At 63.3% G+C, this 14,930-nt stretch carries 16 protein-coding genes; 7 read left to right on the forward strand and 9 right to left on the reverse strand.

Annotated features, from left to right (window positions below; all coding sequences use genetic code 11):
• Positions 1 to 3 precede the first annotated feature (3 nt).
• The gene (locus tag ACYP01_RS25595) at positions 4 to 951 is read right to left on the reverse strand and encodes an NAD(P)/FAD-dependent oxidoreductase (protein ID WP_378503923.1); all 948 of its coding nucleotides are present in this window, start codon (positions 949 to 951) and stop codon (positions 4 to 6) included.
• Between the two features lie 65 nt (positions 952 to 1,016).
• Between ACYP01_RS25595 and ACYP01_RS25600 the strand changes: the two genes are divergently transcribed.
• The gene (locus tag ACYP01_RS25600) at positions 1,017 to 1,601 is read left to right on the forward strand and encodes a helix-turn-helix domain-containing protein (protein ID WP_459683036.1); all 585 of its coding nucleotides are present in this window, start codon (positions 1,017 to 1,019) and stop codon (positions 1,599 to 1,601) included.
• 36 nt (positions 1,602 to 1,637) lie between these two features.
• On the opposite strand, the gene ACYP01_RS25605 is transcribed toward ACYP01_RS25600, so the two are convergent.
• From ACYP01_RS25605 to ftsE, 4 genes are all read right to left on the reverse strand, one after another.
• Positions 1,638 to 2,495 (reverse strand): DMT family transporter, encoded by an 858-nt coding sequence (locus ACYP01_RS25605; protein ID WP_073512801.1) that lies wholly within the window; start codon positions 2,493 to 2,495, stop codon positions 1,638 to 1,640.
• A gap of 8 nt (positions 2,496 to 2,503) precedes the next feature.
• Positions 2,504 to 2,977 carry an SsrA-binding protein SmpB gene (gene smpB / locus ACYP01_RS25610; protein WP_003942330.1) on the reverse strand — a complete coding sequence of 158 codons (474 nt, stop codon included), beginning with the start codon at positions 2,975 to 2,977 and terminating at the stop codon, positions 2,504 to 2,506.
• A 76-nt stretch (positions 2,978 to 3,053) separates the two neighbouring features.
• Positions 3,054 to 3,959 carry a permease-like cell division protein FtsX gene (ftsX, locus tag ACYP01_RS25615; RefSeq protein ID WP_003942367.1) on the reverse strand — a complete coding sequence of 302 codons (906 nt, stop codon included), beginning with the start codon at positions 3,957 to 3,959 and terminating at the stop codon, positions 3,054 to 3,056.
• 81 nt (positions 3,960 to 4,040) lie between these two features.
• A complete protein-coding gene (gene ftsE, locus ACYP01_RS25620) occupies positions 4,041 to 4,721 on the reverse strand; it encodes a cell division ATP-binding protein FtsE (RefSeq protein ID WP_020969258.1) in 681 nt (226 codons plus the stop codon).
• A gap of 84 nt (positions 4,722 to 4,805) precedes the next feature.
• Between ftsE and ACYP01_RS25625 the strand changes: the two genes are divergently transcribed.
• On the forward strand, positions 4,806 to 5,069 hold the full coding sequence (locus ACYP01_RS25625) for a hypothetical protein (RefSeq protein WP_003942353.1): 264 nt from the start codon (positions 4,806 to 4,808) through the stop codon (positions 5,067 to 5,069).
• 205 nt (positions 5,070 to 5,274) lie between these two features.
• Here ACYP01_RS25625 and ACYP01_RS25630 read toward each other — a convergent pair whose 3' ends face one another.
• Both ACYP01_RS25630 and prfB read right to left on the reverse strand, forming a co-directional pair.
• Complete coding sequence (locus ACYP01_RS25630) at positions 5,275 to 6,159, reverse strand: mechanosensitive ion channel family protein (protein ID WP_003942304.1); 885 nt, start codon at positions 6,157 to 6,159, stop codon at positions 5,275 to 5,277.
• A gap of 22 nt (positions 6,160 to 6,181) precedes the next feature.
• Positions 6,182 to 7,288: a peptide chain release factor 2 gene (gene prfB, locus ACYP01_RS25635; protein WP_003942364.1), complete on the reverse strand. Its 1,107-nt coding sequence runs from the start codon at positions 7,286 to 7,288 to the stop codon at positions 6,182 to 6,184.
• A gap of 109 nt (positions 7,289 to 7,397) precedes the next feature.
• On the opposite strand from prfB, the gene ACYP01_RS25640 reads away from it, so the two are divergent.
• The 3 genes from ACYP01_RS25640 to ACYP01_RS25650 all read left to right on the forward strand — a co-directional run bounded on the left by ACYP01_RS25640 (position 7,398) and on the right by ACYP01_RS25650 (position 10,370).
• Positions 7,398 to 7,892: a beta-class carbonic anhydrase gene (locus ACYP01_RS25640; RefSeq protein WP_007731285.1), complete on the forward strand. Its 495-nt coding sequence runs from the start codon at positions 7,398 to 7,400 to the stop codon at positions 7,890 to 7,892.
• A 19-nt stretch (positions 7,893 to 7,911) separates the two neighbouring features.
• Positions 7,912 to 8,694 carry a histidinol-phosphatase gene (gene hisN, locus ACYP01_RS25645; RefSeq protein ID WP_007731284.1) on the forward strand — a complete coding sequence of 261 codons (783 nt, stop codon included), beginning with the start codon at positions 7,912 to 7,914 and terminating at the stop codon, positions 8,692 to 8,694.
• Positions 8,695 to 8,831: 137 nt separating this feature from the next.
• Positions 8,832 to 10,370 carry a multicopper oxidase family protein gene (locus tag ACYP01_RS25650; RefSeq protein WP_459683037.1) on the forward strand — a complete coding sequence of 513 codons (1,539 nt, stop codon included), beginning with the start codon at positions 8,832 to 8,834 and terminating at the stop codon, positions 10,368 to 10,370.
• Here the strand turns inward: ACYP01_RS25650 and ACYP01_RS25655 are convergent.
• Positions 10,364 to 11,002 (reverse strand): response regulator, encoded by a 639-nt coding sequence (locus tag ACYP01_RS25655; protein ID WP_459683038.1) that lies wholly within the window; start codon positions 11,000 to 11,002, stop codon positions 10,364 to 10,366. The two genes, ACYP01_RS25650 and ACYP01_RS25655, sit on opposite strands and share 7 nt — an antisense overlap.
• Positions 10,999 to 12,144, reverse strand: coding sequence for a sensor histidine kinase (locus tag ACYP01_RS25660; RefSeq protein WP_047271658.1), 1,146 nt, complete (start codon positions 12,142 to 12,144; stop codon positions 10,999 to 11,001). Before ACYP01_RS25660 ends, ACYP01_RS25655 begins: the two co-directional genes overlap by 4 nt.
• Before the next feature lie 103 nt (positions 12,145 to 12,247).
• Between ACYP01_RS25660 and ACYP01_RS25665 the strand changes: the two genes are divergently transcribed.
• Entirely contained in the window at positions 12,248 to 13,696 is a 1,449-nt protein-coding gene (locus tag ACYP01_RS25665) for an acyl-CoA dehydrogenase family protein (protein ID WP_003942317.1), read from the forward strand.
• Positions 13,697 to 13,723: 27 nt separating this feature from the next.
• On the forward strand, positions 13,724 to 14,929 hold the full coding sequence (locus tag ACYP01_RS25670) for an acyl-CoA dehydrogenase family protein (protein WP_459683039.1): 1,206 nt from the start codon (positions 13,724 to 13,726) through the stop codon (positions 14,927 to 14,929).
• Position 14,930 lies beyond the last annotated feature (1 nt).

Below are 14,930 nucleotides of genomic sequence, written 5' to 3' on the forward strand. Positions count from 1 at the left end.
AATTCAACTGCGAAGCGCCAGTGCAACCTCGAGATCGTCGTTGGTCAACATCATGTTGATCCCCGCTCCAGCCTTCGCCCCGGCGGCTGCGGCCATGATGACCTGGGCACCCGGGTCGACGACGTTGCCCGCAGCGAACACGCCGGGCACACTCGTCGCCCCCATCATGTCGACTGTGACGAAATCGCCCATCATCGTCTCAGCGCGCTGCGCACCGAATGCGCGCAAGATCGCATCGTTGGGGTCCATCGTGAGAGCGCCACCGACAAAGACCGCCGAACGCGCGACCACAGTGCCGTCGGCCAATCGCACGCCCACCAACCGATCATCCTCGACGACGGGACCAGCGACCTCACCCTCGACGATCGAAATATCGCGAGCTGCAAGCTTTTCCCGATCTTCGGAACTCAGTTCGGTGATTCGATGGAGGAAGAGAACCACGTCATCGGACCACTGGCGAACCATGAGCGCCTGGTGCATCGCAAATTCCGCGCTCTTGGCGATCACGCCGAGCGGCTGATCACGCACGCCGTACCCGTGGCAGTACGGGCAGTGCAACACATCGCGTCCCCAACGCTCGCCGAAGACTTCGAGTTCTACCGGTAGGCGGTCCGTCAGACCCGTCGAAACAAGCACCTTGCGCACCTGAATCTTGCTGCCGTCAGCCAGTTCTACCGAGAACTTCTCGCCGTCCCGTGTCACGGAGACAACGGTGCCGTCATGGAACTCGCCGCCGAATTTGCGGACCTCACCTCGGCCGATGGTCAACAATTCTGCCGGGTTCATGCCGTCACGGGAGAGGAATCCGTTCATGTGGTCGGCGGCCGCGTTCCGTGGTGATCCGTTGTCGAAGACGATCACGGACCTGCGTGCCTGACCAAGGATGAGTGCGGCGTTCAGCCCTGCCGCGCCGGCTCCGATTACTGCTACGTCGAATGAGTTCTGCGTCATGAATCCAGAATGACAAGAGATCGCATTCTTGACAAACACTGTTGCCACTTTGGCAAAATAGATTCATGACCGAAACATCGGTCGAAGCCGTTCTAGCCGGCATCGGCCCTCGCCTGCGTGCGTTGCGCCAGCAGTCCGACATGACCCTGGCCGACCTGTCGGAGACCACCGACATCAGCGTCAGCACACTCTCGAGACTCGAATCCGGTACTCGCCGAGCCAACTTGGAGCTTCTGCTGCCGATTGCCAAGGCACACGGCGTCCCGTTGGACGACCTGGTGAACAGCAAGATCAAGGACCCCCGCGTTCGAGAAGAACCTCGAACGGTCGGATGCATGACGGTCATTCCGCTGACCAGTCAACCCGGCAACCTCCAGGCCTACAAGATGATCATCTCGCCCACCGACGACGATCGCGAACCGGGATCCCACGAGGGCTACGAGTGGGTCTACGTTCTGTCCGGGCGCATTCGGCTCCAACTCGGCGACCGGGATTTCATCATGGGGGCAGGCGAGGCCGCCGAGTTCGACACGCACATCCCGCACCGCATCAGTGCTGCCGACGGACGGCCGGCCGAGGCGATCAGCCTCTTCGGAAAACAAGGCGAGCGGGTTCACCTACGCGCAGCGCCGGCCGACAGACGCGGCTGAAACGCTGGAACTGAAAACGCTGGAACTCGAAAAAATCTAGGCGCCCGCGACGGCAATCATGCCGACTGCCGCCAGCGCCAACAGCATTCCCGCTTGTTGCACGCGGCTTACCCGCTCGCCCAGCATCACCATGGCGAGCAGAACCGTCGCAGCCGGATACAGCGAACCGATCACGCTGACCAGTGAGAGCATTCCGCCTTGGAAGGCGTAGATCATCGTCCCGTTCGCGACGACGTCGAGGACGCTGACGTACACCGCGAGCTTGAGTGGCTCGCCTCGTGGGAGAACGAAGTGACCGGCCGCCAGCGCGACCAACCACACCACGACGGTCGCGGCACCTCGAGATACGGCCAACGCCCACAGCCCGCTGCCCTCGCCGATCTGGTGAAGTGCGATGAACGAGAGTGCAAATGCGCCACCGCTTCCGACGGTCAGAAGAGCCACTTGTCTGGTGAAGCGGAGGGTGATTCCGCCGGCAACCTCACCCGCGGTGTCGTCAGGCGACTCGCGGCTGACCAGGACGACGGCGACCAGCGCGACGGCAATACCCAGGTACGCGATCAACCCCGGCCGCTCACCGAAAGCGAAGCCGACGAGCACCGGAATGCCCGCCACCAGAACAGCTGTCAGCGGCGAGACCACCGACATGGGGCCGGTTGCCAGCGCGAGATAGAACCACCAGACCGCCAGACCACTCGTGACGCCCGCGATCGCACCCCAGATCAGACCGTTCGGCGTCAGCGTCCCGGATACGAAAGGTGCTGCGATCAGAACGATGACGAGCGAGAGTGGATACGAGACGATCACCACACGCAGTGCGGCAACTCGTCGTGACGCAACTCCCCCGACGAAGTCGCTGACTCCGTAGGCAACTGCCGCCACGAGGGCAAGCAGGATGGAGGTCAGCGCATGCCCTTGATACGACGACCGAGCTCGCGGGTCACCTCGCGCTCGGCGGTGCGCTTGGCCATGTCCTGGCGCTTGTCGTAGTCCTGCTTACCCTTTGCCAGTGCGAGTTCGACCTTGACCTTGCCGTCGTTGAAGTACATCGACAGCGGGACCAGCGTCTGGTTTCCCTCGCGGGTCTTGCCGACGAGGTGCTCGATCTCACGCTTGTGCAGCAGGAGCTTTCGGGTACGACGTGGCGAATGGTTGTTCCACGTGCCTTGCGTGTACTCCGGAATGTGCAACGAGCGCAACCACACTTCGCCGTTGTCCACCGTGGCGAACGCGTCGACGAGCGACGCCTTGCCTTCACGCAGACTCTTGACCTCGGTCCCGACGAGAGCGATGCCGGCCTCGTAGGTGTCGATGATCGTGTAGTTGTGGCGTGCTTTGCGATTGGTTGCAATGACCTTGCGGCCCTTTTCCTTCACTGTCCGGGCCTCTCAGTCCGCTGTCTTGCTGTCGAATGGTTCTTGCTGTTCCAGCATAGAAGCTCGTGCAAACCGATTATTCGCGGACGTACAGACGCAGTGTCACGTACGCCGTCACCGCGGCCATTCCGACACCGGCAAGTACGAGGATCGGCGAGACGAACAGCACGTCACTGTTGGATATCCGCGCCACGATGTTTGCTTCGTAGACGTCGGACAGGACCCCGTCGATGAAGACGTTCTTCGCCGTGAACAGTCCGGCAATGGCGAGCACCGCACCGATCAAGGCCGCCACGACGGCTTCGAGGAGGAACGGAAGCTGGGTGTACCAACGCGTCGCGCCGACCAACCGCATGATGTTGACCTCGGTACGACGCGTGAACGCGGCGATCTGGACCATGTTGGCGATGAGCAGGATGGCCGCTATCGCCTGGACGATCGCGATCGCGAACGCTGCGTTGCGCACTCCACCGAGCACGCTGAACAGTCGGTCCACCAACTCGCGCTGATTGAGCACACTCTCGACGCCGGGCCTCGAACCGAAGGTGTCGTTGATGACGCCGAACCGCTCCGGGTCACTGAGCTTGACCTTGAACGACGCCGGGAAGCTGTCCGGGCTCACCAGGGCTGCCAGTTCTGGCTGATCCTTGAACACGCGCTCGGTGGCGTCCTTCACGGCGTCTTCGCGGTTGAGGTACTGAACCGCGACGACGGACGGAGTCTGCTCGAGTTCCTTGCGCAACGAACTGCAGATCTCCTGCTCGCAACCGGGATCGGCCGAAGAGATGTCGTCGGTCAGGAAGATCTGCACCTCGACGCGTTCGAGGAAGATCTGCTGGGTCTTGCCTGCCATCTGCACGACCAGCAGACCGCCGCCGAAGAGTCCGAGGGAGATCGCCGTCGTCAAGATCATGGCGATGGTCATCGTGATGTTGCGGCGTAGGCCGGTCAGGACTTCGCTGAAAATAAAGCTGGCGCGCATCGGGGAATCCGATTCCTTTTCGAGAGGCCGGTTGTTTCACGACAACCGGTGGGCGTACGGGACGTGTGGTCGTAGTCGGCGCTACCTGCCGACGCCGTACACACCCCGCGCTTCGTCTCTGGTCACCTTGCCGAGATCGAGTTCGATGACGCGTCGACGCATGGAGTCGACGATGTGGTGATCGTGGGTCGCCATCACGACGGTGGTGCCGGTGCGGTTGATCCGCTCGAGCAGCAGCATGATGTCCTGGCTCGTTTCGGGGTCCAGGTTGCCGGTGGGCTCGTCGGCGAGCAGCACGAGAGGGCGGTTCACGAATGCGCGGGCGATGGCGACGCGCTGCTGCTCACCGCCGGAAAGTTCGGTGGGCAGTCGATCGGCTTTGCCGGCCAGACCGACCATGTCGAGAACCTCGGGCACAGTGCGCGCGATGACGTTGCGGGGCTTGCCGATGACTTCCAACGCAAAGGCCACGTTCTCGGAGACCGTCTTCTGCTGAAGCAAGCGGAAGTCCTGGAACACACAGCCCATGCTCTGGCGAAGCTTCGGCACGCGGCGGGCCGCCAACTTGTTGACGTGGAAATCCGCGACCTCGATGTCGCCGGACGTGGGCGACTCCATCTTGAGCAGCAACCGCATGAACGTCGACTTGCCGGAGCCGGAGGGGCCGATGAGGAAGACGAACTCCCCCTTCTCCACCTCCACACTGACCTTGTCGAGCGCCGGCCTGGTGGAGGCCTTGTAGGACTTCGACACATTCTTCATGCTGATCACAACTAGCCAGTCTAGCCGTTATCTAACGGTGACCTTGGCGCCACGCGCGAGCACCCTCGTCCTTATCCGGTACCGGTGGTCGCGGGTGACTGCGGCACAGACGTCGGTGCCTGCATCGCCGCGCCAGGTTGGGGAACGGTCGTCGTCGCCGGAGTGGTCGGCACCGTGGTCGCGGACTGTTCGGCGTTGCCCGGCGCAGGCGCGGGACCCGAAGTCGGCGTCGGAGAACCTGAGCTGCCCGTGCTCGATTCCGGAGACTGGGTCTCGGACGTAGTCGTCGGCTCGGTCGAGGACGGCACGGGGGTCGTCGTCGACGGTTTGACCGAGGGCGCGACGTAAGGCTCGGTCTGCGACGTGTCCACGCTGGGCGGTGGTGTCACTGCGGTCGGGTCCTCAGGATTGAGATACGTATGCAACAGATACGTCAATATCCACGCCACGATGAGAATGAAGGTAGAGGTTCGCATCCGGCCGCCGAAAATCCGGGACGGGAGCCAGTCCAGGTGAAACAGTCGGTCGAGTCCGCGGCGCGGTTCCTGATCGGTCATTCGCTCGCCTCCTCGGTCCGTACGGTGTGCAGATCCGGTGACACCGTGATCCCCTGACGTCGCAGTGCTGCGGCGACGCGGACGCGAAGAGCGCGTCCGACCTGGAACTGTTTGCCAGGGAGTGTGCGCGCGACCATCCGCACGTTGACCTGATCGACCTCCAGGCTTTCGACGCCCATGACCGTGGGCTCGTCGAGCAGCAGTTTCTTGAGTCCGCGGTCGGCCATCGCGTCGACTCCGACCTGGCGAAGCACCTCGTTGACCCGGGTGAGATCGGCGGTCGCCGGAACCGGAACGTCGATGACGGCGCGTGCCCAATCCTTGGACAGGTTGGTCGCTTTCACGATCTGGCCGTTGGGAACGGTGATGACCTCGCCGTCGGAGTTCCGCATCCGCGTCACGCGCAGGGTCACGTCCTCGATGACACCCTCGGCGTCGTCGGAGGAACCGGTGATCGCAAGTCGCACGGTGTCACCGAAGCCGTACTGACGTTCGGTGATGATGAAGAAACCGGCAAGAATGTCCTGCACGACGCGCTGTGCACCGAAACCGAGCGCCGCACCGAGAACGGTCGCCGGCGCGACGAGACTTCCGATCGGCAGGTTCAGTTGGTCGAGAACCTTCAGCGTCGCGATCACGTAGATGAACGTGATGACCACCCAGGTGATGACCTGCGCTACCGAGTGACGATGCTTGGTCGCCTCGGAACGAACCAGCGCATCGCCCAACTGATAGTTGGAGTCGATCTGGTCGGTGACCTTGTTGCCGCCCCAACTGACCAACCGGGCGAGAATCATCGCCCCGAGCACGGTCATGAGGACGGACAAACCGGTGGTTTGAAGCCAATCGAGCAGGTTCTGCCCAGGTCGAAGTAAAGTCATCGTGCCTTTCGGTATCCGAACGCTATGCGGACTGGTTCTCGCTCATGCGCCAGCGGATGCCGGCCTCGAGGAACCCGTCGATGTCGCCGTCGAGCACTGCCGACGGGTTGTTGACCTCGTACTCGGTACGCAGGTCCTTGACCATCTGGTACGGATGCAGAACATAGGAGCGCATCTGGTTGCCCCACGAGCTGCCGCTGTCGCCCTTGAGCGCATCCATCTCGGCGCGCTCTTCCTGACGCTTGACCGCGAGCAGCTTGGCCTGCAGGACGCGCATCGCCGACACCTTGTTCTGGAGCTGCGACTTCTCGTTCTGACAGGTGACGACGATTCCCGTCGGGATGTGCGTGAGTCGAACGGCGGAGTCCGTCGTGTTGACCGACTGGCCGCCGGGACCGGACGAGCGGTAGACGTCGACGCGGATGTCGTTCTCGTTGATCTCGATGTGGTCGGTCGTCTCGACGACCGGCAGTACCTCGACCTCGGCGAACGACGTCTGACGACGACCCTGGTTGTCGAAGGGGCTGATGCGAACGAGCCGGTGAGTGCCCATCTCGACGGACAACGTGCCGTACGTGTACGGGCCTTTGATCGCGAACGTCGCGCTCTTGAGTCCGGCTTCTTCGGCGTACGACGTGTCGTAGACCTCGACGCCGTAGTCGTGCTTCTCCGCCCAGCGGATGTACATACGCATGAGCATCTCGGCCCAGTCTGCAGCGTCGATACCGCCGGCACCGGAGCGGATGTTGATGAGCGCGTCGCGCTCGTCGTACTCGCCCGAGAGCATGGTCTTGACTTCCATCGCCGCGATGTCGTCTCGCAGGCTCGCGCGCTCGGCGTCGGCGTCGGCCACCGCGTCGGGGCCTTCGTCTTCTGCCAGTTCGTAGAGGATCGGCATCTCGTCGAGTCGCTCGCGTAGTGCCACGATCCGGCGCAGCTCGGCCTGCGCGTGGGAGAGCTGGCTCGTGACCTGCTGGGCGTGTTCCTGGTCGTTCCACAGACCCGGGTCGGCTGCCTGGTGCTCGAGCTCGTCGATGCGTCGGCGCAGCTCCTCGACGTCCACAACCGATTCGCAGGTGCGAAGGGTGGTGTCGAGGGCGTTCAGGTCTGCAATTACGTCGGGATGCACGGTTCTCAAGGCTACCGGGTGCCGACCTCGGCCCTGCCGCCCGTCACGTATTGGGATCACCGGGACTGGAAGCCTTGCCAACCTCGCTCCGAGGGAACCTACTGGAACGATGACTGTCACCGACGAATACCTGCAGAACAACGCCGCCTACGCCGAGCAGTTCACCGGACCGCTCCCCCTCCCACCCAGCAAACACGTCGCCGTACTCGCCTGCATGGACGCCCGCATCGACGTCTATCGGGTGCTGGGAATCAAGGAAGGCGAATCGCACGTCATCCGCAATGCGGGTGGAGTCGTCACCGACGACGAGATCCGATCCCTGGCCATCAGCCAGCGTCTGCTGGGAACTACCGAGATCATCCTCATCCACCACACCGACTGCGGAATGCTGACGTTCACCGACGACGACTTCAAGCGATCCATCCAGGACGAGATCGGCATCAAACCAAATTGGGCTGCCGAATCGTTTCCCGACATCGACGAGGACGTCCGTCAGTCGTTGAAGCGCATCGAGAACAGTCCGTTCGTCACCGCGACGACCTCCCTACGCGGATTCGTCTTCGACGTCGCAACCGGAAAGCTGAACGAGGTCCTCCCCGATTGAGCCGGTAGGTTGTGTACCCGTGACCGATCGCGCATCCGACCTCGCACTCGCCCTCCGTATCGCCGACGAGGCTGACGCGATCACTCGCGCCCGCTTCGGCGCCCTCGACCTTCGAGTGGACGACAAGCCGGACCTCACCCCCGTCTCCGACGCCGATCTGGCTGTCGAGCGAGCAGTGCGCGCGACGCTCGGTGAGCATCGTCCTGCGGATTCCGTACTCGGCGAGGAATTCGGCGGCGACGCAGTCTTCGAGGGCAGACAGTGGGTGGTCGACCCCATCGACGGGACCAAGAACTTCGTCCGCAACGTACCGGTGTGGGCCACGCTGATCAGCTTGCTCGAGGACGGCGTCCCGGTCATCGGCGTCGTGAGCGCACCTGCACTGAATCGGCGATGGTGGGCTGCAACAGGTTTGGGTGCACACACGTCCTTCGGGGACAGTGATGCGCGGGCGATCCAGGTATCCGCCGTCGATCGCAGCGAGTCAGCGAGCCTGAGCTTCTCGAGCCTCTCGGGGTGGAAGGACCGCGGAATTCGCGATCAGTTCGTCGAACTCACCGACCACGTCTGGCGCGTGCGCGGTTACGGGGACTTCTTCTCCTACTGCCTCGTGGCCGAAGGCGCCGTCGACATTGCTGCCGAACCCGAGGTTTCCCTGTGGGATCTGGCAGCGCTCGACGTATTGGTCCGTGAGGCCGGCGGCGCGTTCACCGATCTGGACGGCGGCGCAGGTCCGCACGGCGGCAGCGCGGTCGCCACCAACGGACTGCTGCACGAAGACGTTCTGGCCCGCCTGCGGTAACCACCCGACTACCAGAACATCCCACCCGCCGCAAGGGTCCGAGGGAGGAGTTCCGACAGGCCCGTCGGCAGGATTCGGCACGACATCTCGGCCCGTTGACTGGAAGTAGTTGATCACGCACTACTTCCAGGAGAACGATGAACCGGATTTCCAGGCGCACGATTCTGTTCGGTCTGGCCGCAGCGCCCCTCGGGCTCGCGGTGGGCTGCGGCGCCGACCCGGCAGCGAAGAGCGCCACGTTGGCGGTGGCCGGAACTTCGCGTCCGCTACCGATTCCGCCGCTTGCCGAATCCACCGTCGACGACGCAGGTGTTCGCCACTTCACACTTCGTGCCGGTGCCGGGACCACCGAGATCGTCGCGGGAAAACTTACCGACACTTGGGGTTTCAACGGATCCATTCTGGGGCCGACCGTCCGCGCCGAACGCGAAGAATCTGTCGCATTCACGATCGACAACACACTGGCAGAGCCCACGACCGTCCATTGGCACGGCATGCATCTGCCCGCCCGATACGACGGCGGCCCGCACCAGACCATCGAAGCCGGCGGACGCTGGGAACCGGCGTGGACGATCGGCCAGTCGGCGTCGACGCTCTGGTATCACCCACACCCGCACGGATCCACCGAACGGCACGTGCAGCGCGGCCTCGCCGGACTGTTCCTGATCGACGACGCCGACACGCGGGCGTTGGACATCCCCAAAACCTATGGTGTCGACGATGTTCCGCTGATCATCCAGGATCGTCGATTCCTCGCCGACGGCAGCTTCGACGAATCGGATCCGACCGACATAGGCCTGCTCGGCGACACGATCGTCACCAACGGCATCTCCGACGCCTACCTCGACGTCACCACCGGGGTCGTCCGGTTACGCATTCTGAACGGCTCTTCCGGCCGTCTCTACAACCTGGGGTTCCCCGACGACCGCACGTTCGATCTGATTGCCACCGACGGCGGACTGCTCGAATCACCTATTTCGATCAAGCGAATTCAGCTCAGTCCCGGCGAACGAGCCGAGATCGTGGTTCGTGTCGACCCCGGTGCGACGACCACACTGGTGTCGTTCCCGATCGAGGACGGCGGTGGCGTGAGTTCCTCCGACGCCGAGAACTTCGGCATGAACGACCGCTTCGACATCATCGAACTGCGGGGCGTTGCCAGCCGCGCCTCACGGTCGACTCTCCCGGCGCAGTTGGCCGTACTGCCGCGTCTGGATCCGTCGAAGGCAAGCGTTTCCCGAACCTTCGATCTGCAGTGGTACATGATCAACGGGCAACGAATGGACATGAACCGCATCGACTTCGAGGCCGAGGTCGGCGCGACCGAGGTGTGGACGATCACCAACAAGGACAACTGGCCACACAATTTCCATGTCCACGACGTACAGTTCCAGATCCTCGACGTCGACGGTCGCACTCCCCCGCCGCACTTGCGCGGACTCAAGGACACCGTCTACACACCACCGGGCAGCAGGGTTCGCGTCGCACTGCAGTGGTCCGAGTACACCGATCCCACGTTCCCGTACATGTTCCACTGCCACCTGCTGATGCACGAGGACCAAGGGATGATGGGCCAATTCCTCGTCCTCGAACCGGGACAGAAGGCGGCTCCGATGCAGATGGACATGCCGATGGACATGCCGATGCCTTCGTCTGGTTCGCACTCCGGTCACTGAAAGTTCTGCAAGTGGTACACGGCGAGGCGAACCCGATTGTCGCAACCGGTCTTCGACATCAGGTTCGCCACGTGCGTCTTCACCGTGGTCACACCGAGATGCAGCGTGTCCGCGATCTCCTGATTGCTCTTCCCTTCTGCCACCAGCGCGAGGACCTGCGATTCGCGATCGGTCAACGAAACCTTCTCCGTCACAGCAGTGTCTGCGATACCACCGATCACCGCTCGATCCACAACGCGGCGGAGAAGTTCCGGAGTGAACACCATCTCGCCCTCGGCGATCCGCCGAATGGCACCGAGCAACTCGGCGGGTTCGGTGTCCTTGACGAAGAATCCCGAAGCCCCCGCGGCGAGTGCGGGATACAGATGATCGTCGTCGTCGAAGGTGGTCAGCACGAGGATGCGCGCTCGACGACCGGCCTTGACGATCTGCTGCGTGGCGCCGATCCCGTCCAGCCCGGGCATTCTCAAGTCCATCAGAATCACGTCGGGATCCAATTCTGCAGCGAGCGCTACCGCCTCGACGCCGTTCGACGCCTCACCGGCCACGGTCATGTCCTCGGCTGCCGCGCACAGCATCCGCAAACCGGCGCGCACAAGTCGCTGGTCGTCGACGATCAGCACGCCGATCACGAGACATCGCCCGAGACAACGAGTGGAATACTCACGTGCACTTCCCATTTCCCGTCACTGTTGGTGCCCGCGGTCATCTCGCCGCCGACCAACTCCGCACGCTCCTGCATTCCCACCAGGCCATGACCTGCACTCCGAGGCGATCCCTCGACGTCGTTGACAACCCTGACATGCACCCGGTTGTCTTCGCGACCGACCGAGACCGATACCAGCCCCTTCTTGTCGCCATGCTTCATGACGTTGGTCAGTGATTCCTGAATCACCCGCAACAACGTCAGCCTCCCGATCGCGTCGAGATCGGCTGCGCCTGACTCGACATTCTCCTGGGCATCGAAGACTGCCTGCACCTCGAAACCCGCCGCACGCACACGATCTATCGCCGCCTCGATTTCCGCCTCGACGGCATCCGGCTCGACCAGAGCGACCTCACCGAGCGAAGGATCACGAAGTGCGACCAGGAGGCGACGGATATCGGCCAGCGCATCGGACGCAGTCCCACGCACATCCGCGAGGACCTCACGCACGGCCTCGTCCTGGGGCGCCAAGACATGTTGAGCCACGCCGATTCTCAGGACGATCGATGCCATGTGGTGCGCAACCAGGTCGTGCAGTTCGCGGGCGAGCGCACTGCGCTCCGCAGCGCGGGTCTGCGCAAGATTGTTCGCGGCCAATTCACGCTGCGAGCGTAGATACAGCCCGAGCAGCAGTGGCAACCCCACGTACGCAAGCACTTTCACAGCCGTCGTGACAGACCAGAACGCTTCGTGAGATTCGAACCAGATCCCCGCGAGCACCGAACCGCACCATCCTGCTGCCGATACGGCAACCATTTCTCTACGCTCGGCCCGCATCGTGACGTCGACGACGGCGACCGCCCCGAGATACGGAACAAGCTCGGACAGCCCCCAGGCGTCGGCGACGAACATCGGAACGGCGAGCGCCGAGATGACCAGGGACGCGAAGACCGGCCATCGACGGCCGACAGCGAAGGCGAGCGCCGACAGCATCGACAGAATCCAGTAGGTGAGGGGAACTCGATACTCCCCCGGATACGTGCTGGCGATCAACAGGCACGGGACCACCACCAACGGCGTGTAGCGCACGTACCGCTGTATCCGATCTGGCACCTCTGTCCGGTTCACCCCTCGAGCCTATGACGCGCATCATTTCGCGGTTTCTCGACAACAGACCTTACTGATGAGTAAGATAAGGATCGTCCAACGCCCCAACACCGAGAAACAGCTGGTGATCATGACCAAGCAAGACAGTGTTGCCCCCGACAAGAGCGCTCAGCGCAGCGAATCGGGCGCGCAGCGCGGCGGCGCCAAGGGTGCGCCCCGCGACACGTCCGCCGTCGGCCTGAACCCGATCAAACGCGACGCCATGGGCGCAGCCATGCGTGTGCTTACCAAGATCACCGGTTCGGAACTGGCCGAGAAGTTCAATCTGCGTCAGACCATCGATCGCGTGACCTACGAGGGCACCAAGACGGGCTTCAAAACCCTGGGTGCCGCCACTCGAGGATTCCAGAAGGTCTCGGGCAACGGCGCACCCAAGCGCCTGCCCGACAACCCGAGCAAGAACGCCGACTACTTCGATCTGACCCCCGACGACGACCAGAAGATGATCGTCGAGACCGTGCGCGAGTTCGCGGCCGAGATCCTGCGTCCCGCAGCGCACGACGCCGACGGCGCAGCGCAGGCCCCCGCCGATCTCTCCAAGCGCGCGGCCGAGCTCGGTATCACGCTGATCAACGTTCCCGAAGAACTCGACGGAGCAGCCGCCGATCGCGGCGCAGTCACCAATTCTCTTGTTGCCGAGGCACTTGCGCACGGAGACATGGGACTTGCACTTCCGATCCTCGCACCGAGCGGTGTGGCAGTCGCACTGACGCAGTGGGGCACCGACGCGCAGCAGAAGACCTACCTTCCGGCCTTCACCGGCGAGCAGGTCCCCGGCGCAGCAGTGGTGGTCAACGAACCACGCGCACTGTTCGATCCGTTTGCCCTGCAGACCAAGGCAGTGCGCTCCCCCAGCGGCTACAAGCTCAACGGCGTCAAGAGCTTGGTGCCCGCCGCCGCTACGTCCGAACTCTTCGTCATCGCCGCAGAACTCGACGGCAAGCCGTCCTTCTTCATCGTCGAATCCGACACCAAGGGACTCGTCGTCGAAGCAGATCCCAGCATGGGACTGCGCGCCGCAGGCCTGGGTCGCCTGATCCTCACCGATGTCGCGGTGTCGGAGTCCGCACTGCTCGGCGACGGTGACGCCGAGCAGCGCAAGGCCGAATACGCCGACGCGATTCGCCTGGCTCGCCTCGGTTGGGCGTCCATGGCCGTCGGAACCAGCCAGGCAGTTCTCGACTACGTGATTCCGTACGTCAACGAGCGCGAAGCGTTCGGCGAGCCGATCAGCCACCGCCAGGCGGTTGCCTTCATGGTCGCCAACATCGGCATCGAACTCGACGGACTGCGCCTGGTCACGCTTCGGGGCGCTTCACGCGCCGAGCAGGGCTTGTCCTTCGCTCGCGAATCCGCTCTGGCCCGGAAGCTGGCTTCCGAGAAGGGCATGCAGATCGGCCTCGACGGTGTGCAACTCCTCGGTGGACACGGGTTCACCAAGGAACACCCGGTCGAGCGCTGGTACCGCGACCTCCGTGCCATCGGCGTTGCCGAGGGCATCGTCCTCATCTGACGCCGCTGAACTTCCAGGAGAACCACGATGATCAACCTCGAACTTCCCAAGAAGCTCAAAGCATCAGCGAACCAGGCACATCAGGTCGCGGCGCAGATCTTCCGACCCATTTCACGTAAGTACGATCTCGCTGAGCACGAGTACCCCGTCGAGCTCGACACCATGGCCGCCATGGTCGAAGGCCTCTCCGATTCCGGTGGAGACATCGGCGGTGCCAGCGGCGGACGGTCCGACGCGAGCGCCAAGGGTGGCAACGCCAACGGCGGCAACATGTCTGCGCTCCTCAACTCGCTCGAAACGTCTTGGGGCGACGTCGGACTCATGCTCTCGATCCCCTACCAGGGGCTCGGCAACGCCGCGATCGCCGCAGTGTCAACCGACGAACAGCTCGAACGTTTCGGCAAGGTGTGGGCCTCGATGGCCATCACCGAACCGAGCTTCGGTTCCGACTCCGCCGCCGTGACCACCACCGCCGTTCTCGACGGCGACGAGTGGGTTCTCAACGGCGAGAAGATCTTCGTCACCGCCGGTGAGCGTTCGACGCACATCGTCGTGTGGGCGTCGGTCGACAAGTCGAAGGGCCGAGCGGCCATCAAGTCGTTCGTCGTTCCGCGTGACGCACCGGGCCTGAGCGTTGCTCGCCTCGAGCACAAGCTGGGCATCAAGGCCTCCGACACCGCAGTACTCCTGCTCCAGGATTGCCGCATTCCAGCGGACAACATCCTCGGCAGCCCGGAGGTCAACGTGGAGCAGGGCTTTGCCGGCGTCATGCAGACGTTCGACAACACCCGGCCCCTCGTTGCAGCCATGGCCGTCGGCGTCGGACGCGCGGCTCTCGAAGAACTGCGCGGCATCCTGACCGAAGCCGGTGTCGAGATCTCCTACGACACACCGGTCTACAACCAGCATGCAGCTGCAGCCGAGTTCATCCGTTTGGAAGCCGACTGGGAGGCCGCGTACCTGCTGTCTCTGCGCGCGGCGTGGATGGCCGACAACAAGAAGCCGAACTCGCTCGAAGCGTCCATGTCCAAGGCGAAGGCCGGCCGCACCGGCACCGACGTGACGCTCAAGGCAGTCGAGTTGGCCGGCACTTACGGCTACTCGCAGCGCCCGTTGCTCGAGAAGTGGGGCCGCGACTCGAAGATTCTCGACATCTTCGAAGGGACGCAGCAGATTCAGCAACTCATCGTCGCACGCCGCCTGCTCGGAAAGACATCCGCAGAGCTTAAATAGC

Source organism: Rhodococcus sp. no. 34 (genome assembly GCF_054589475.1).

Bases quoted from the DNA above. Each gene is read 5' to 3' on its own strand.
- ACYP01_RS25595 (WP_378503923.1), bottom strand. From the start codon at position 951: ATGACGCAGAACTCATTCGACGTAGCAGTAATCGGAGCCGGCGCGGCA.
- ACYP01_RS25600 (WP_459683036.1), top strand. From the start codon at position 1,017: ATGACCGAAACATCGGTCGAAGCCGTTCTAGCCGGCATCGGCCCTCGC.
- ftsX (WP_003942367.1), bottom strand. From the start codon at position 3,959: ATGCGCGCCAGCTTTATTTTCAGCGAAGTCCTGACCGGCCTACGCCGC.
- ftsE (WP_020969258.1), bottom strand. From the start codon at position 4,721: ATGAAGAATGTGTCGAAGTCCTACAAGGCCTCCACCAGGCCGGCGCTC.
- ACYP01_RS25630 (WP_003942304.1), bottom strand. From the start codon at position 6,159: ATGACTTTACTTCGACCTGGGCAGAACCTGCTCGATTGGCTTCAAACC.
- ACYP01_RS25640 (WP_007731285.1), top strand. From the start codon at position 7,398: ATGACTGTCACCGACGAATACCTGCAGAACAACGCCGCCTACGCCGAG.
- ACYP01_RS25650 (WP_459683037.1), top strand. From the start codon at position 8,832: ATGAACCGGATTTCCAGGCGCACGATTCTGTTCGGTCTGGCCGCAGCG.
- ACYP01_RS25670 (WP_459683039.1), top strand. From the start codon at position 13,724: ATGATCAACCTCGAACTTCCCAAGAAGCTCAAAGCATCAGCGAACCAG.